The following is an 18,059-nucleotide window of genomic DNA, read 5'->3' as shown; positions in this document are numbered from 1 at the left end:
ACTGTAATCAAAAGGGAAAATAAGACGGTTTTACTACAAGATATTGTGGTTTTAGAGCAAAAAATTATCTGAAATCAGGGCTAAAAAGTGAATTTTAGGCCCGATTTTTTAGGATTTTTATAGATGACATTCGGTATTTTGAAAATGACACCCTAAAAACACAAATTTTACGGAGGTTAAGCCAAAGGCATTGGAGCCAAAAATTCTGATGCCTTTTTTTAGATCACGCGCTGTCTGCTGCAGGTTATATCAACGATGATCTTTGAGAGCTGGATAATCTAAGTTGGTGTGGGGGTGGAGGCCATCAGGCTGAACAATGGCTGGAATAAATAGAAAAAATCGAAAGTATTTCTTTGATAATATTACATAATTTGCTATAATTATAATAAATTCACAAGGTGTGTAAAATAATGCTTTGCATTTAACTGAAAATACAATTATAATGCGGGTGAACTGGGAGGTTTTATGGGGATTTCGAATGAAAATAAGGTAATAGCAAAATCTGCCCTTCAGGCATTTGGGGGGAAACCGAATGTTTCAAAATATTGGGATGATGTGAATGTGAGTAGCGTTGATTTGCTAACTGCGGTTAGACCGGACGAAGATATAGTATCTTATTCAACGATTGGGCTATCCGATCATTCAATTGACTATAACATTGATGGAACGCCACTTCGCGTTGAAATCGTTGGAGCATGTGCGGCTAAGTTTAATCAATATCCTAATTTGTTGGCTACTTGTGCATTTTATATTATTAACTCGAAGTTTTCTGTTTCCCATGGAAAAATATTTCGGGATATTATAGAGATGTATTTTCCTGATAGTCAGATGAAGCATGTGCTCTTTGTAGCACCTTTTTTATGGGGAGATATTAAGACACTTGAATTCCCCGATAAAAAAGTAGCGTGGTTGCTGGCGGTTCCAATATCGGAGAACGAGTATTTATTTGCACAGGAAAAAGGAACAGAGATGCTTGAGAAATTATTCGAGCAAAAGAAAATACAGATATTTGACATTGAGCGAAAGTCCATATTGTAATTACTGTTTTAAATACTAGAAGAATGAAAAACCAGCTGTCTCCAGAAGATGAAAATGATGGGGGAACTGAAGTGGAGAATACGCAAATTCAAGCTTTCACGAACTCTGCTCTATCCAAATTCAGTTATATCCTTGCTTTATATCATCCAAGCCGATTAAAGAGTATTAATATATTTTACCAAATTACAAGCTTTTATTTTTGGTGGAGTATTCATGATACAGCGGGAGTAATATAAGTATTACCCATGAGTTTATTACAGTATATAGGGAATTATCTTTACTACTAAGAGCATTTGTGGCTTTAATTGTGCCCACATATTTCCGCCAAGTGGTTACCAGCTTCAATTGGCATCCTTTTTGATCGTATGAAGTTCTTGGTCTCGAATCATCGAATTAAAGTAATTTAGCCAAAAAGGTGCTTGAAAAGGGTATGTGCGATTTGTTTACTAGTATTGCAAAAAAATATATGAATCTTAAATACAAACCGTTTAACTAAACTGTTAATTAAAAGAAATTTATAGAAAAAGGAGATACGATATGCAAACCATTATTATTAAGCTACATCCTGAGAAACTTGAAAATGCAGATTTAGATTTACGTTACCTTGTTCCAGACCGTATAGAAGAAATATCCAACGGTTTGGTTCAAGATAACGGATATGACTATCTGAAAAATAATACTTTGGGACTTTGGCTTAAAACAGAATCGGCAATATGCACCTACCCCATGATTATTAAGCTTTTCAGAGAGGAAAAAATTATAGAGAATGATTTATCCCTGTCAGCAGAAATATATATTTCAGAAAAAGATACCGATGAGTTGGAAAATTGTAGACTTGTTTTTCCTTAATTCTCAACTAGATATTCTTTGAAGAACGGTTGGTAGAAATATTTTCTAAAGTGTAATTGTTTTCTTAAGGTCAATGATATAATTTATATTAGTCGGAATCGGAGGAGTGTTGAATGAACTTTGTGAACCCACCAGCAGAATCACCTCAATATGTTACTCATAAAACATTTTACAGCCAAGTATTAAATCATGAAATAGGCTATAATATATATCTTCCGCCCGGCTACAATGACTGCGACGAAAAATATCCAGTTGCGTACCACATTCACGGATGGACGGGCAACGAATCTTCCGAGATATGGTCGCTGGAAAAAGTTTATAAAAGCAGAAGGGCCATTACTGTTTTTGTCAACGCAATTTCGTCGGAAGACAATTATTTCGATGCCTTATTGCAAATTGAATCCATCCTTATTAAGGAGCTGATTCCCCATATCGACGGACAGTACAGAACAGATGCCACCTGCGAGAACAGAATGCTGTCAGGATTTTCGATGGGTGGCAACATGGCGTTTTATTATGCAGTTAAGCACCTTGAGCTGTTTGGTTCCGTAACCTCTTACGCAGGAACCTATCACCATCTCTATCACAAAGAATACCGTACTGTGGGGGTATCACCGGAAAAAGCCATTGAGTTATACGAAGATATGATGAGAGAAGAATGGTATTTGGAGGAAAACAATATTTTATGCTTAGTACGGCAAAATGCGGAAAACATTAGAGTCAAACTAAAAATTGATATTCATATCGGCACAGCTGACATATTATTTTGTGATAATGAAATTTTACATTTATATTTGGATTCGTTGAATATCCCGCATGAGTATAGGAAATTCGAGGAGATTGACCACGACTTGGAAAAAATATTATAGCACACTAATAAGCAAAAATGACTTGAAAAAGTCTTTATCATTCAATTAAATAATTAAAAGTAGTACGGACCGCTTATTTTCAAGCCTTTTGAAGATGAGTGGTCTGTTTGATTTTTTAATTAGAACGATATGGGATAATGGGGAAACGAGCTGTCTTAGAAAAAGCACAGGTATCAGCTATAGTATACTGACGGAGTTTTAATGTTTTTTTAGTGAGCATTTGTGCAAAGAAATGATTGTTTTATAAGTGATATTTTTCTGTCAGCTCTATGGTAATTTTCTAAATTGACATTTAAAATTTATTATGTTATTATCTAAATAGTTAGCTGGCTAATTATTTTATAGGAGGTTATTTATGGATAACTTTACCTTTGCTGATCGTCCTGATAACCACCGGTTACAGTTGATGAAAGATGTTTATTCGGAATTAAATTCAGATATTGTCAAATTATTCATTGATTTTCAATGGACATATCGTAATATGCAAAAACAATATGATTATCTCCTTGATAAGAACAATTTAAGTGAATCAAGATTTATTATTTTGATGTTTTTATATCATGCTCCAAACCAAACATTGTTGCCTTCAGTTATTTCAGAGAAATTGGGAGCTACTCGTGCAACAGTTAGTAAATTATTAAAAGCAATGGAGCGGAAGGGTTGGATTTTAAAAAGTACTTCCACTACAGATAAACGTTCATTATCTGTCCAACTTTCTGAAACAGGAAATCATGTTTTAGAGAAATTTTTACCTGAAAACTTTAGCATCGTTAATAATTTACTTGGTAGCCTGTCTAGTGAAGAAATTCAGCAACTCTCAAGTTTATTAAAAAAAGTTAATGCTAGCACTCAAAAATATACCCAAGAAATGGAGAAATAAAAGATGCAAACAAAAAAAATCGAATTATTAGAAACATACCTTAGCTTATATATAAATCATTTTACTGTGTTAGAAAACATTGAAAAAGAAGATTCGCCATATGTCATATTAGACGTTCGCAACGCTCCGTCACAGGTAAAAAAAGACCAAATAAAAGGTGCTATTGCAATACCTGCAAAAGAATTAGGAAACCATTTAGATGAATTAGATAAAAGCAAAACGTATGTAGTATATGACTGGACTGGTGGTACCACGCTTGGAAAAACAGCATTACTTATTTTATTATCAGAAGGTTTTGAAGCTTATGAGCTTGCAGGAGCACTTGAGGGTTGGAAAGGAATGAACCTTCCTATTGAAACATTAGAATAAGAATGAAGAATTATAATTTATTTAGAAAGAGTAATTAACAAAAGTTAGTTGCTCTTTAAAACGGTTTATGGAAATCAGGCTTTACTCTATAGGGCTTGTTTCAACCTAATGGAAAATACTGTGAAATATAATAAGGATTGTTAAAAATAAAGGCTATGGGTTGAAGAAGGAGAAAGCACGTTGAGAGTATAATTCTGATGAGGTATTGTGGTCAAAATGGGAAGTAAGACGGTTTTCCCAGAAGATGTTGTAATTTGTGAGCAAAAAAATGAGCAAAAAATCGGGGCAAAAAAGTTAAATTTTGGCCCGATTTTTAATCGTTTTTATAGATGACAAAGGGTAGACCACGGGATGATGCACCTAAATACGGGCAGCTATATCTGTTCTATCCAGTTAAGCATGACATCCGCCTCCAGCCCCAGATTTCCTATCTGGCAATGGGTATCTGCTGTTTCCTCTGGTGTAAACATACGTGCGGTGAGAGAGTGTACCTTTGTCAGCGTTAAAATCTGATCTGTAAACTGTTTTATCGGAACATAATGATCATTCTGTCCTGCAAGAAGAAGTACATCTTGTGTTATTAAATGTGAAAAGGCCGCTGTATTATAAGAAATCATTCTATGAAAAAATTCATAAGGAGATTTACTACCGGTTATATGCATTCCCTGCATGATTCCCCATTCAAACATCAAACTTTTTTCCGTGAGCTTATTCAGTACCGTGTTAACCTCTTCCATTTTTTCTTGAGTTATCATGTCTTTTAAGGTATCTCTAAAAACAGGGTCGATTTGATGCGTCAGCACATCAAAAAAGTCCGTTAAAATGTCATATGCAATCACTTTTTTAACTCTTTTTTCATATGCCGCAGCCCTTAATGATAAATAGCCGCCAAGTGACATACCAATTAAAGTGACCTCATTCAACCTGAAATAATCAAGAATTGATTTTACAGGCTTTTCCCATTCATGTGTCATTGGTATTTTATAATCCTCCAATGCAGTACCCTGACCTGGCCCGTCAAAACAGATAACATCATATCCTGCATCTTTAAATATCATAGTCATCAAAAAAAGTTCTTCTACATAGCTGTCGAAACCGCCAAAAAAAACAACTGTGTCTTTCGGATTTTCCGGTGATAAACGGTAAGCTGAGAGATACCCATTCTGATATGGAATCATATAGTGCTGATTTTCCGTGATGCCATAAAAATCACTCACAAGAGATATAAATCCTTTGCGTAAATTTTGTTTGCGTGGATCAGATTCAGCTAAATAAAACTCAGCGCCACGAAAATAATAGGAGGCCTTTAACTTTTCATTTTTTTGAAGAGAATTTTCACCAAGCTCAATAAATGACTTAATCAAGTCATTATATGAATGGATTGTATTACTGGCTCTGCGCATTTCATCCAGCATAGTTTTATCGTTCGTCCAATTGTAAAATCGATTCATTTGAAAATTGACGCTCGGGTCTGGGTGTAGATTATAAAGTCCTACTGGAAAATCTTTTGTTGTCCACTTTTTCATTATATTGAAAACTCCTTTCTTGTTTTTACAAGAAGTAGTATAATAAAGCCAGATTTTATATTCAATGATTGATAAAATAGAATTTGCAGCTTATGCAACGAAGTTGCTATAATTGTTGATTATTGCACGAAATAATAGATAGGTGGAATAAAAATGTCTATTGAAAATGATTTGCGGATAATAAAGACACGCAAGCTAATAAGGGATGCTTTTGTAAAACTGATAGATGTAAAGGGCTTTAACGGAATAACAATAAATAATATTGCAGATATGGCAATGATTAACCGTTCAACCTTCTATCTTCATTACACCGATAAATATGATCTTTTGCACCAAACAATGGAGGAAGCAATACAAAATATACTGCAAATGGTAGCTCCAGAAGCACATATCATTGATGGGAAGCTTGAATATGATAGCTTTGTCCAAAATATAAGTTCTATTCTTAAGACAGTTGAAAATGATGCTTTGCTTTATAAAATAATTCTGAATGATAAAGAAATGTCAGAAATAAGCAAAAAGTTTGAAAACGCTTTAATTGAGAAACTTGACATTAGTTTTACAGGTCATATTTTAATTTCAAGAGATTTATTTTTAGAGTTAATCGCTTCATTGTATATGTCAGCCATAAAATGGTGGTTAAATAATGATATGAAATATTCATCAAATTTTATTGCAGAACAGTTGGTTAAATTACTTGTAGCAGGACCATGTAAGACTATCGGAATTTAAGGTGGGATAAGTAGTGCAGACGGAGTACGTGGAGACGGCTGCTTGTCAAGAGTAAAAACCATTTGTTTGAGGATTGATTTTGGACAGATAAAACCGAAAAAAGACAGGAAAATTATTAGATATTTCACTATAATTGTACTGTGAGGTGGCTAACATGGATTGGATTAAAGATACTCAAAAAGCAATAGATTATATGGAAATACATTTGTTGGAAAATATCAGCATTGATGATGTGTCAAACCATGTGTTTTCATCAAGTGATTATTTCAATAAAGTATTTCGTATAGTGACGGGATTCTCCGTCAGCGAATATATGCGAAACAGAAAATTATCACTTGCCGGAGAAGATTTATTATACTCAAAGAGCAAAATAATAGAAATTGCTTTAAAATACGGATATGAAACTCCCGAAAGCTTTACAAAAGCATTTTCACGTTTTCATGGTATTACTCCGTCTGAGGTGGTCTCAGACCATAAATGTCTCAAATGTTTCAGCCCTCTCACAATACAAATTAATGTCAAGGGAGGATTCACCATGTCCAGAAGATTAATACCAAATGTATTAAAATTGTACGAAAACCCAGCTGAAAATTATATGTTTCCCAGTTGTATGGGCTCTGTGATGGGAGCGCTTAATGAAAAAAATGAAATGGATTTTCTTTTTTTTGCTGGCGTCACAGGGGACCTATTTTCACAGATATGGATTGAGCCAAAATGGCAATATAACGATTCATATTCAAATGTATGTAAGGATACTCAATTGCCTATTAGAGCAGCATTTGATTCTTGTGGATATTCATATGAATATTTTTATAAAGACGATATAGTAAGAATGAAACGCGAATGTATACAAAAAATAGTTGAATCTATAGATAAAGGTTTACCTGTTTTAACATTTGGCATTGTTGGCCCCCCTGTTTGTTCAATAATCTGCGGTTATGATGAAAACGGTGAGATATTAATTGGGTGGTCGCAATTCACAGATGAGCCCAAAGAAGATATTCCAACGGATTTGGTAACATCGGAAAATTATTTTTCGAAGAAAAACGGTCTTGATCGTTCTGAAGCATTGATTTTTTTGAAAAGAAAAGCAAAGATATCAGATATTGCAGAAAGTATACGATTATCAATTCTAAACATACCTGTTTGGGCTTCATTGGCACCCAATGATAATATATATTTTGGAAAAAATGCTTTTGAACAATGGGCTGAGTCATTATTGTGCGACGAGTATTTTAAAAATGAAGATATGCTGGCTGGTCCTTTGGATACCTATGGTAGTTGTGTGGTTTCTGTTGGTACCAATATGTATTATATTCAAGAATATCTAAACCGCGCTTTAGGGTATTGCCCTGATATGCAAATTATGATTGAAAGCCTTAAACAGGCTTATAAAAAAGAAGATGAGGCACTTCAAAGACTTGTTGAATTTCAGGGGGGTTATTTCTTTGATGCAAACCGTAAAGCACTTTTAAACAAAGATTTCCGTGTTGAACTGGCCGGACTTGTCAGAAAAGTTGGGCAATGTTATTATGATGCTGCTTGTGTTCTTTGATTCACAGTTTGAAATAAAAATTTTCACCAAGGTTTCACCAGGCTAAACCGGCATCTTTTTCGACCGTTCAAGGCATGTGGAGACTGTAATACTACTACATCGGAAAGATACCTGAAACTCCTTGATTTTAGGCACTTTGAGCGATTTTATCAATTCTCACAGAGCGACCGAAAAAAGAGAAAAAAGGCGGTTTCAGATGGGTTGAATGTGTCGGTGCTCTTGATATGGTGTCTAGGAACACATGAAGCTACAGTTTATAAGTTCATTAGAAAAACAAAATTTTTTTTCATTCAATTAAATAATTAGAAGTCGTACAGACCGCTTATTTTCAAGCTTTTTGAATATGAACGGTCTGTTTGTGTTTCAGATAATTAATTGAAAGGTAAGCATAAAACGAAAGGTGGTGAGGAAGGTGAAAGAAAAAGAAGAAATGTGTTCTTCTTTGTCTTCTGAAAATAATTCTTGACTGAGCATTCTAGAAATGTTATTTTAGTTTATACAAGGAGGCAATTCTATGGGACGCAGTAAAGAATTTGAAGAAAATACAGTTTTACAGAAAGCCATGGAAGTATTTTGGCAACAGGGGTATGAAAAAACCTCTATGAGTGACCTTGTGGAACATATGGGTATTCACAGAAAAAGCATTTATGACACATTTGGTGATAAGCATGCGCTGTATTTAAAAGTAATTGATCATTATGGTGAATTTAGTACAGCTAAATTTAAGGCCGAAACACTTAGAGCAAAAACGTCATATCAGGCCATACAATATATCTTTGATTACATCATTGAGGGAAATGAAAATAAGCATTATGGATGTCTTTTTGTGAATGCTACTACCGAGTTTGGACCTTGGGATCAAGAGGTATTAGAGAAGACAGAAAATGCATTCAGTCATGCAGAAAATTTTATTGCAGAAATTATAAAGAAGGGTCAGGAAGATGGTGAGTTTTCACCAAAATATGATAATGAACTTTTAGCAGAAATTTTACACAATTCTCTTATAGGATTGCGAGTACTCGTAAAAACCCCGGCAAGTAAAGAAAGAATGCATAAAATAGCCAATTTTTTTCTTGATTTATTAAGTGACTAAATTTTCTGGGGTCAACTTGAAGATTTGATCTGGAAAAAAGCGATAGCATATAACTGATTATATAGCAGGTTATTAGTTATTATTAAGCAAAGAGTATGGAGATATAAATTATCAAAGCAGCACAAATTACAAAATTTAATAATTATAATTTGTATGCAGTTTTGTTTTCCATGGTAGAAATGATCAAATGAGGCAGATAATTTAGAGAAGCTGATTGCTATGATTCAAAAGCTATGTTTGAAGAACCTGTAAATACTGCTTTTACCGAAGTTAATATAAGCGAGCTTGAAGCTCGTTTATATATTTCATTTATTTAGAATGAACAGTCATATATTTTAGAAAATAGAATATAGTATGATATTGTATATGAGTACATTATTTAATTATCGGGGATGAATTATCAACTTATTGTGAATCAGATTAGCGACGAGGAGCTGACTGTAATCCTGTATAAAATGCAAGAAGATGTGTTAAAAGAAGTGCTTGATATTAGCTTACCGAAAGTAGAACAGATATTTGTAGAACCTGAGTTCTTTGTAAGGTCGAATCGGAAATAGATGGATAAATACCTATCACTGCAGCGAATAAAATATAACGACAGTGTTAGGGTTTATTAATAGAATAAAAATGAAAAGGAGAAATTGATTATGAGTCTGATAACCGTAGATCAAGAAAAATGTGTAGCGTGTGGATTATGTGTGGAGGAATGTCCCACAGGAGTATTAAAAATGGAGAGTACTGGTCTCCAGGAAGTTTTACCGCAAGCCTGTCTTTTCTGTGGACATTGTGTAGCTGTATGTCCACAGGAAGCAATAGATCATTCAAAATCACCACTGGCTTCACAGAGCAAAAAAGAAGGAGTTCCTAATCTGAGTGCAGAAGAGGCAAAGAATTTTATGCGTTCAAGACGTTCAATTCGCTCTTATAAAGACAAACCAGTCGAAAGGGAAAAATTAATACAACTTGTTGATGTTGCTCATTTGGCTCCAACAGCCAGCAACGCACAAGGCATATCTTATCTAATCATAGACGATAAAAACATAATTGAGTCAGCGGTAGAAGGTTGTGTAAATTGGTTTGAGAATGAACCAACATGGAGCATGAGACTGGGAGGTATGGTGAATGGATATAGAGAAAATAAAGTGGATACTATTTTAAGAAATGCACCTAGTATTATTGTAACATTAGCGGATAAAGATTTTTACAAAGGAAGGGAAAATTCAGTTCTCTCCTTGTCTTATCTAGAATTATATGCACCATGGCTTGGACTTGGATCATGCTGGGCAGGTATATTTGAGATTTGCGCATGTAGTGAAAATTCACCTATGAATCAGATTTTTAATGTTCCCGAAAATAAGAAAATAACAGGAGTTGTAATGGTGGGATATCCTAAGTATAGTTATAAAAGATTTACAGAAAGACAACCTTTATCTTTTTCGTTTTATAAAGAAAAATAATATAATAATCAACCTGCTATATAGAAATATATTTATGTATTTTCCTGTAGATATGATGATGAAGTATTAGGAGAAGTTTTGCACAATTCACTTTTAGGGCTGCGTGTATTTGTAAAAATATCGGCGAGTAAAGAAAAAATGGCATATCATAGCTTATTTTTTCCTTGACTTAATAAGTGTATAATCTTTTGCATAAAGTAGAACGATCATTCTAAATAAGAGAAGATGTTTATAATTAATTGATATAGAAGATAGTAATGGGCGTGAGACATTCTTATTAACTAACATGTACAAAGAGATTAGTCAGTAAATAAAATGGGTAAAGTCCATACTTATCAAAATTTAGGCTAAATCAAAAATAGGAGGTTTATATTATGAAAGCAGCACAGATTGCAAAATATTCAAAAAGCATTGCGGCAGAAGTAAACGACATTCCGATACCTGAAATCAATGATAATGAAGTTTTAGTTAAGGTTAAAGTGGCGGCAGTTAATCCATTGGAAATGCTTATTATTACCGGCAGTGTAAAGCTGATTCAGGATTATGAGTTTCCGTTGACTCTGGGAAATGAGCTAACCGGTGTGATTGAAAAAACAGGTAAAAAGGTGAAAGGTTTTAAAGTAGGAGATGCAATATACTTGCGCTTGCCACTAGCGAAAATCGGTGCTTTTGCTGAATATGCTGCAATTGATGTAGATGCTATCGGACATTTGCCAGGCAATCTTGATTTTGTGACTGGGGCTGCTGCACCATTAACGGGATTGACTGCTTATCAAGGCTTACATGAAGAATTGGAAGCCGAAGCAGGAGAAACTATTTTTATTCCAGGAGGCTCAGGGTCATTTGGACAAATGGCCATTCCTATTGCTAAGGCAATGGGACTTAAGGTGATTGTCAGTGGAAATTCGCAGGCACGTGAGCGGACAATCGAGATAGGCGCAGACCAATATATTGATTACACAACAGAAAATTATTGGGAGTTACTTAGCGACATAGATTATGTGATTGACGCACTAGGACCAGATGAATTTGATCATGAACTTTCAATTCTTAAGCAGGGAGGTAGGCTTCTTTCTCTGCGTACCGGTCCTAACAAGCGTTTTGCAGTAGATCATAAAATTCTTGGTTGGAAACAAAAGCTCTTTGCTGTTGCTGGGGCTAAATATGATAATAAAGCGAGGAAAAAAGGTGTTCAATATCGCTTCATTTTTGTTCGAAGTGACGGAGCGCAATTAGAGAAGCTTAAGAAAATCATTGAAGATAATAGGATTGTACCAGCGGTGGACCCGACTGAATTTCGAATTGAAGACATTAATAAAGCACTGAATCTCGTAGCGCAAGGTCATACAAAAGGAAAAGTCGTTATCAGATTTTAATAAACAGATGTTAGAGTTGATATATATTTCAATTAAATTATGTCACATATAAATTATGTCACATAAGGAGGTAGCACCATCATTAGAAATAATGAATCCCAGTGAGCAGGATTCGTCCAATGAATAACAGAATAAATCATTCAAACTGAAGATAGAATACAAACATGTTTGTTGGTAATTGCAAAATTTGTTGCAAGCAAGGTAGAAATCGTGATAGCAGAGTTACAGAGAAATGGATTTAGGACTAATTTGAATGAGCTTGAAAGTTTTTTGTGTTTAAAAGTAGTAAAAAGCTCAAGAACGCAAAGGTATTTCCCTGTGAGTATATCAAAAATAAAAAAGTGAGGAAGAAAAATGAAGATAAATATTCCAATAGAAGAAACGATTAAAAAGAGAGTTAGTACAAGAACTTATGATTCAAAAAAACTTTCAAAAATTGACAAAGAAAAATTAGTGAATGAGATAAGCCAGTTAACAAATCCATTTGGAGAAAATGTTCGAGTTCTTCTTATTGAAAAAGATACAGTTTCAAATGGTGAAAAACTAGGCACCTACGGAGTGATAAAAGGTGCTAATACATTTTTAGGTGTAACGACTGATAAAACAGAGTTAGGACTTGTGGCTGCCGGCTATCAGTTTGAAAATCTTGTACTGATTGCTACTAATATGGGTCTTGCCACCGTATGGCTTGCCGCTACTTTTAGTAGAGAGCAATTCGAAAAAGCTATGGATATTCAAAAAGATGAACTATTTCCAGCAATTTCACCGATTGGATATGCAACCGGTAAAAAGAGCATTACAGAAAGCCTGATGAGGAAAACAATGAAGTCGGATAAACGGAAGCCATGGGAAGAAATTTTCTTTCAGGATTCTTTTGGAAATGCATTTTCAAGGAAAGATGCAAATGAATATGTTAATGCATTGGAGATGCTTCGACTTGCACCTTCTGCTACCAATGCACAGCCATGGAGAGTAGTAAAAAAACAAGACGCGTATCATTTTTTTGAGACACACAAAAGTAATGCAAGTGACGAGGACAAAATGATTAAAAAAGTGGATCTTGGAATTGCTTTAAGCCATTTCCATCAGACAGCCTTAGAACGTGGATTAGCAGGGCACTTTGAAAAATTGGAAAATGTAAAAATACATATACCTGCAAATACAAACTATATAATATCATGGAAGATAGAAAAAAGTAATACTATGAAATGAGAGTTACAAAGGATTGACAAATACGCAAGTGACCGTTTGATTTTGATATGTGACTATTTTACTCCAGTAAATAGTTCATACTTCTATGTGAATGGTGCGACATTAATAATTTGAAAATTTCAGAATCCAAGGTAATCAAAAATGCTTCTTAAGAAACCAGCAAAATATATTATTAGTATTATCGATAACAAAGGAAGAATGTATATTGGAGTGATTAATCCTTCCGTAAACGATTATATGAAGTCGGTTTTATTTATAACAAGTTAGAATTAAATGAGGTACGTAAATCAATTTGTATATATGAGCAGTTTGAACGATGCTATACTAAGGAAGAATTACCTAATATATTTAGACAACTGCTGATTAATGGTAATATAAATTAAAGATACGCTTCTGCCATAGTGTCAGGAGTGGGAAACTCAATTCGAGAAGTACATAAATAAAATAGACAGATGAAGGTATGCCACAAGTTAGTATGGAAATTAAACGCCCTATTCCTCCAAGGAAAAAGAATATTGCTATGACCCGAAGCAATGTCTTTTCATGTTCGATCCTTGGGATTATCCAAAGTAAAACTATGCCAATGCCTAACCATAGGCCACTATAAAACCGTATATTGCTGTCCAGCATAAGAAGACTCTTTGAATATTCCTGGCTATCAGCAAATCCATAGTACCAGTTAACTGCTCCATAAGCGATTCCCAAATAAGCTGTATAAATTGATAAAATACTTGTTAACCCAAGTATCACTTGCATGATACGCTTGGATATATTTTTTTTCTTTAAGCTGTTGTATGCGATATTATCTTTTTTCATACTAATTCACGTCCCTTATAATATAAATCCTTTTTAGATAAACCATTTGCTTTGGCTCGTTTATTCCACACTAACATTAAGGCCCCCATTTTCCAAGCGAAGCGTGGTATATTGGGAGATACAATTATATTATTACCGCTATTTAAGCCATTGATTGTTTTTGCAATTTCATCAAGTGCTTTCCCTAAATTTATGCTTGGCCCTTTTCCTATTGGCAGTTTTGGAAGGGAGCCATACATATCACCGGCACCGCTTCCAAGAGCCTGGCCCCATGTAAGTCCCGTTTTCTTACACCAATGCTTCATCATATCAATTGCAAGCTTTGAATGTTCACCCTCGTAAAAACCGCCGTTGACAATTGTATAGATAACAGGTTTTTTGATGGACTTGCCTCTTGCATAGTTTTGAATCTGAAACAATGAATATAAGAGGTGGGACGGTAAGGAATCCATGTATATTGGCAATGCAAAAATAACCGCATCAACGTCTAAAATTTTTTCGATTTTCTCAGTAGAAAGTTCCTGAGTGCTAATCTGGAATTCCTCAATTTGAGCATTTGACGATAGCTTGGTTTTTAAATATTGTAAGAGCAGCCCTGATGTGCTTTCATTAGGCTTAGGGCTTGCATTAACGAAAGAGAGTCTCATAATTTCAATCCTTTCAATTCACTTACCGATGTACAGAACTTTGCAATCGGCTTATTTTTTATGTTAAATTGATGGCTATTGTTTAATAGAATTTGTTCCGCAGTTTCTTTTTCTTCTTGTGTTATGTCCTCGCCATAAAAATATGTCTGGATTGCATTTATTCTTTTTTTGTATCTCATTTTATGACGGCTAACTCCGTCATGCACTTCAAGATAAGGCAGTAAGTAGGATAGACTTCTATCAACGATGCTTTTTACAAAAGGGCTAAAACCACCGTAATAGCAGCGGCTAATAATAATGATGTCATCACAGCAAGCAAACATATTCCCTAAATCACTATATTTATCACCTATCACACATTTTGTTGGTGTTTTCAGCCAACAACCATAACACCCTAAACAACTCTGGACCTTGTCTTTTGAAGAAATAACCGTATCGCAATTTTGTACTTGAACAATATCTTTAAAATCCTGTTCAGACAAATCGTGTATATATAATTTCATACTGTAATCCTCCTGTTTTGGAGCGTAGACAAAATATCATCAGCAAGTTTGCCTGCTACAGCTTTTGCCCTACTTTCAAAGTCTTCTGCACGGCTGTTTGAAACAACATATGTTCCTGCTAATTTTGTTTGGAATATACTTTTTTGTGAGGAGTCGAACATCCTATGAAAAGCTTTTGTTACGAGATCGGCATTGCCATTTTCTTCACCCATACAGGTAATTAAACCTGCAACGGTTTTTTCATCGAGTAATGGTGTGTACATAAGTGCAAAGCTTCTATCTAACAAAGGCTTGATTTGTGAAGTTAATTCATAACAATATATAGGAGAAGCTATTATGATTGCGTCGGCTGAAATCATTTTTGAATAAACATCATACATATCGTCTTGAAGAACACAACCTGGTGAATCTTGTGCCTTCATACAGGCATAGCAACCTCGGCAACCACTGATTTGTTTTTCTGCAGCATTTACCCGAATAATCTCATCCCCCTTTGCTGTGAGCTTTTCTTCAACAAATTTCAATACCGTTGCTGTTTTTCCTGCTTTTTGGGGACTCCCTAAAATGGTTAAAATTTTCATATTGATTTCTCCTTAATTTATATCATTTTTATATATATCGATTCGATACCATAGGCAATAAAAACATACATTCAACTATTCTCTAAATGAAAAATCAATTCATTGCACCAAATAATTATTGCTTGAAAATAATGAACGCCACAAGTAACAGTAGAATACGCAAAATTATGTTTTATATTATAATTATTTTCCGCATATTCTTTTTGCCCATTCAGTTGATTCAGATGTTGTTCTAAAACTTTAACAAATTCTTTCAGATTTTTAATTGCAACATCAGTAGATAAGTACTTATAGAAATAAATATTAACCAAATAATTATGGTTTGCTTTTACGAACTCAATAGGCTGCTCAAGCCAGTGAAGAAAATATTCTTTTCCCAGATCGGAAATAGAATACAGTTTTTTGAATTTACCGTCCTCTACTGATTCACGATAAATAATATAACCTTTTTGCTCCATTCTTTTCAGAGCAGGGTATATGCTACCGAAGCTTGCATCAAAAAAGTAAGAGGTACACTCTGACATCCATTGTTTCAAATCATATCCGCTCATTTCTTTTTGCATAAGCATCCCTAAAATTATATATTCTAACATAAGCATCTCCATAACGTTTATTTATATATCGAATTGATATATTGAAATTGTAACAACAATACACTTGCTTGTCAATTAAAATTTGGTAAATCAAAAGCGAATTATCTCCTTGTCTGTTAAAGGGAGAGCAATAATAGCAACTATCCTTTGCTTGATTTGCCTTTGTATAAAAGATATTCTGAATATAAGGAGGTATCTTTTATGTTTGATATAAAAAAATTTGGTGCATATATTTCAAGGCTTCGTAAGAAAACAGACATGACACAAACTGAACTTGCTGAACGACTTAACCTGACCCGGCAGGCAATATCAAAATATGAGTGTGGAGACAGTTTCCCCGATATATCTATTTTAATTGAAGTTGCAGATGTTTTCGGCATCACTCTTGATGAACTTATTAGTTCCGGTCATCCAACTGAAAAGGAAGCCGCCATTCTTGAAAGCGCTGTGGAGGGGCAAGATTTATGCAGTGAATTGGATAAGCAATGCATATCTGATATTGTAAATATCGCACCGTTGCTAAAGCCCAGTTTACTTGATAAGATGGCAAAAGGTCTTGCAAAACATGGAATAGATATTTCAAGCATTGTTTCACTTGCGGAATACATAAATGATGATGCAGTTGTCAAACTGCTGGAAAACGCAACATATGACACAATCAATGAAAATTTGCTTGAACGATTAATTCCGTTTCTTGACGGAAATTCAATTTCAATAATATTTCAAAAAATCCTTGAAGGTGATCTTGATTATAGATTAATCAGGATTATGCTACCGTACGCAGAATATATCTATCCTCAAGTTGAAGCTGCTGTTTTATATGGTGCTCTTAATGAAAAAGCGCTTCATATTTTAAGAGATTATGAATCTGAAAATGATAGATTAAATATTACGGCAAAGGAAATTGTAGGTAAAAATTAAATGGATGGCAAAAGAATACAATTATCAAGTAAAAAAAGGAGATAGACAATGGATTCAAAATTTGAAGAATATAAAAATTATCCAATACCTGAAGAGGTGGATAAATGGGTGGAATCTATATGGAAAATGGCGGACTCAATAAAATGTGATGTTGAAGTTCTTTCTGACAATGGATTTTCCTTCAGTTTTGGGATTAGACATGTAAAAAACGAGTTTAGATATGTAAAATTCAAACCTGAAAGTATGGATGAGTTTTATGGATACTGGCAACCAGTAATGTCTGGACCAGCACCATTACTGATCCATACTCCTGGATATGGTGCAGAAATTAGTACTCACCCAGAACTGGTATCACAAGGATATAATGTTCTTCACATTTCGCCACTAGGATATGCTACGCCAAATGGACCGGATAAAAGCAAACAACAAGATAATACTTGGCCTGTATTGGCTGACACGGTAATAAGCTATGCCGAAAAAGGATATAAACAATGGCTTGTGAACTGTATTTTAGCAATAAAGTGGGCAATGGCACAAATTGAAGTAATAGAAGATAGGATTTCATTTTTTGGAACAAGTCAAGGCGGAGGATGCTCTTTGCTATTAGGTTCGATTTTTAAAGATAAAGGAGTAAGATGTGTAGCGGCAGATGTACCTTTCCTTACTAATTTGCCTATGGCAAAGAGTGTGGGAGCTATTACTTATAACTACCAACCGCTTTGTTCTGTTGATAATATAGAGGGCGGATGGCGAGCTTTGGGATTTGTAGACACTATTTCTCATGTTAAAAGATTAAATTGTCCGGTATTGCTAACTGCAGGTGGAAAAGACAATATCTGTCCTGCCAAAGCTATAAAATCTTTATCTGAATTATTACCTGGTACTTGTTCGTATAATTATTTTGATAATTTAGAGCATAGATATTCAAGAGAATTTGTAATGCTTTTATTATCTTGGGTTCGTATGTATGCTTAACGATGTTATAAAAGAAATGTATGGAATAGTATCATATTAAGTAGAAATAAGAATTGCTGTAATGGTT

The 18,059-nt window shown here is 34.4% G+C and carries 19 protein-coding genes; 13 read left to right on the top strand and 6 right to left on the bottom strand.

Translation table 11 applies throughout. The features are described 5' to 3' along the window. Positions 1-465 precede the first annotated feature (465 nt). The 5 genes from BR73_RS0122140 to BR73_RS0122115 all read left to right on the top strand — a co-directional run bounded on the left by BR73_RS0122140 (position 466) and on the right by BR73_RS0122115 (position 4,005). A complete protein-coding gene (locus BR73_RS0122140; protein ID WP_033168045.1) occupies positions 466-1,038 on the top strand; it encodes a suppressor of fused domain protein in 573 nt (190 codons plus the stop codon). A gap of 537 nt (positions 1,039-1,575) precedes the next feature. After that, positions 1,576-1,887, top strand: coding sequence for a hypothetical protein (locus BR73_RS0122130; RefSeq protein ID WP_033168043.1), 312 nt, complete (start codon positions 1,576-1,578; stop codon positions 1,885-1,887). Positions 1,888-2,000: 113 nt separating this feature from the next. Next, the gene (locus BR73_RS0122125) at positions 2,001-2,756 is read left to right on the top strand and encodes an alpha/beta hydrolase-fold protein (protein ID WP_033168042.1); all 756 of its coding nucleotides are present in this window, start codon (positions 2,001-2,003) and stop codon (positions 2,754-2,756) included. Positions 2,757-3,111: 355 nt separating this feature from the next. Next, positions 3,112-3,636, top strand: a complete 525-nt coding sequence (locus tag BR73_RS0122120) for a MarR family transcriptional regulator (protein WP_033168041.1) — start codon at positions 3,112-3,114, stop codon at positions 3,634-3,636. A gap of 3 nt (positions 3,637-3,639) precedes the next feature. Further along, a complete protein-coding gene (locus tag BR73_RS0122115; protein ID WP_033168040.1) occupies positions 3,640-4,005 on the top strand; it encodes a rhodanese-like domain-containing protein in 366 nt (121 codons plus the stop codon). Positions 4,006-4,379: 374 nt separating this feature from the next. On the opposite strand, the gene BR73_RS0122110 is transcribed toward BR73_RS0122115, so the two are convergent. Continuing rightward, the gene (locus tag BR73_RS0122110) at positions 4,380-5,531 is read right to left on the bottom strand and encodes an alpha/beta hydrolase (RefSeq protein WP_033168039.1); all 1,152 of its coding nucleotides are present in this window, start codon (positions 5,529-5,531) and stop codon (positions 4,380-4,382) included. Positions 5,532-5,684: 153 nt separating this feature from the next. Between BR73_RS0122110 and BR73_RS0122105 the strand changes: the two genes are divergently transcribed. From BR73_RS0122105 to BR73_RS0122080, 6 genes are all read left to right on the top strand, one after another. Continuing rightward, positions 5,685-6,263 (top strand): TetR/AcrR family transcriptional regulator, encoded by a 579-nt coding sequence (locus BR73_RS0122105; RefSeq protein WP_033168038.1) that lies wholly within the window; start codon positions 5,685-5,687, stop codon positions 6,261-6,263. 154 nt (positions 6,264-6,417) lie between these two features. After that, positions 6,418-7,818 carry an AraC family transcriptional regulator gene (locus BR73_RS27825; RefSeq protein WP_051685489.1) on the top strand — a complete coding sequence of 467 codons (1,401 nt, stop codon included), beginning with the start codon at positions 6,418-6,420 and terminating at the stop codon, positions 7,816-7,818. A 514-nt stretch (positions 7,819-8,332) separates the two neighbouring features. After that, positions 8,333-8,911 (top strand): TetR/AcrR family transcriptional regulator, encoded by a 579-nt coding sequence (locus BR73_RS0122095; protein ID WP_033168037.1) that lies wholly within the window; start codon positions 8,333-8,335, stop codon positions 8,909-8,911. Positions 8,912-9,558: 647 nt separating this feature from the next. Beyond that, positions 9,559-10,368 carry a nitroreductase family protein gene (locus BR73_RS0122090; protein WP_033168036.1) on the top strand — a complete coding sequence of 270 codons (810 nt, stop codon included), beginning with the start codon at positions 9,559-9,561 and terminating at the stop codon, positions 10,366-10,368. Positions 10,369-10,742: 374 nt separating this feature from the next. Beyond that, positions 10,743-11,744, top strand: coding sequence for an NADP-dependent oxidoreductase (locus tag BR73_RS0122085; protein ID WP_033168035.1), 1,002 nt, complete (start codon positions 10,743-10,745; stop codon positions 11,742-11,744). A 354-nt stretch (positions 11,745-12,098) separates the two neighbouring features. Beyond that, positions 12,099-12,956: a nitroreductase family protein gene (locus BR73_RS0122080; protein ID WP_033168034.1), complete on the top strand. Its 858-nt coding sequence runs from the start codon at positions 12,099-12,101 to the stop codon at positions 12,954-12,956. A 363-nt stretch (positions 12,957-13,319) separates the two neighbouring features. Here the strand turns inward: BR73_RS0122080 and BR73_RS0122075 are convergent, their stop codons facing one another. The 5 genes from BR73_RS0122075 to BR73_RS0122055 all read right to left on the bottom strand — a co-directional run bounded on the left by BR73_RS0122075 (position 13,320) and on the right by BR73_RS0122055 (position 16,096). After that, the gene (locus BR73_RS0122075; RefSeq protein ID WP_033168033.1) at positions 13,320-13,772 is read right to left on the bottom strand and encodes a DUF4345 domain-containing protein; all 453 of its coding nucleotides are present in this window, start codon (positions 13,770-13,772) and stop codon (positions 13,320-13,322) included. Further along, a complete protein-coding gene (locus BR73_RS0122070) occupies positions 13,769-14,419 on the bottom strand; it encodes an NAD(P)H-dependent oxidoreductase (protein WP_033168032.1) in 651 nt (216 codons plus the stop codon). Before BR73_RS0122070 ends, BR73_RS0122075 begins: the two co-directional genes overlap by 4 nt. Further along, positions 14,416-14,922: a flavodoxin family protein gene (locus tag BR73_RS0122065; protein ID WP_033168031.1), complete on the bottom strand. Its 507-nt coding sequence runs from the start codon at positions 14,920-14,922 to the stop codon at positions 14,416-14,418. Before BR73_RS0122065 ends, BR73_RS0122070 begins: the two co-directional genes overlap by 4 nt. Further along, a complete protein-coding gene (locus BR73_RS0122060; RefSeq protein WP_033168030.1) occupies positions 14,919-15,503 on the bottom strand; it encodes a flavodoxin family protein in 585 nt (194 codons plus the stop codon). The genes BR73_RS0122065 and BR73_RS0122060 overlap by 4 nt, the downstream gene beginning before the upstream one ends. Before the next feature lie 71 nt (positions 15,504-15,574). Then, the gene (locus BR73_RS0122055; protein WP_033168029.1) at positions 15,575-16,096 is read right to left on the bottom strand and encodes a PadR family transcriptional regulator; all 522 of its coding nucleotides are present in this window, start codon (positions 16,094-16,096) and stop codon (positions 15,575-15,577) included. Positions 16,097-16,297: 201 nt separating this feature from the next. On the opposite strand from BR73_RS0122055, the gene BR73_RS28460 reads away from it, so the two are divergent. After that, positions 16,298-17,017, top strand: a complete 720-nt coding sequence (locus BR73_RS28460) for a helix-turn-helix transcriptional regulator (RefSeq protein ID WP_081848837.1) — start codon at positions 16,298-16,300, stop codon at positions 17,015-17,017. A gap of 48 nt (positions 17,018-17,065) precedes the next feature. Further along, the gene (locus tag BR73_RS0122045; protein WP_033168028.1) at positions 17,066-17,992 is read left to right on the top strand and encodes an acetylxylan esterase; all 927 of its coding nucleotides are present in this window, start codon (positions 17,066-17,068) and stop codon (positions 17,990-17,992) included. Positions 17,993-18,059 lie beyond the last annotated feature (67 nt).

Origin of the sequence: Clostridium sp. KNHs205 (assembly GCF_000702945.1) — a bacterium.
In the GTDB taxonomy this organism is placed as follows: Bacteria; Bacillota; Clostridia; order Lachnospirales; family Lachnospiraceae; genus Anaerocolumna.
This window is presented reverse-complemented; position numbering and strand designations above follow the sequence as displayed.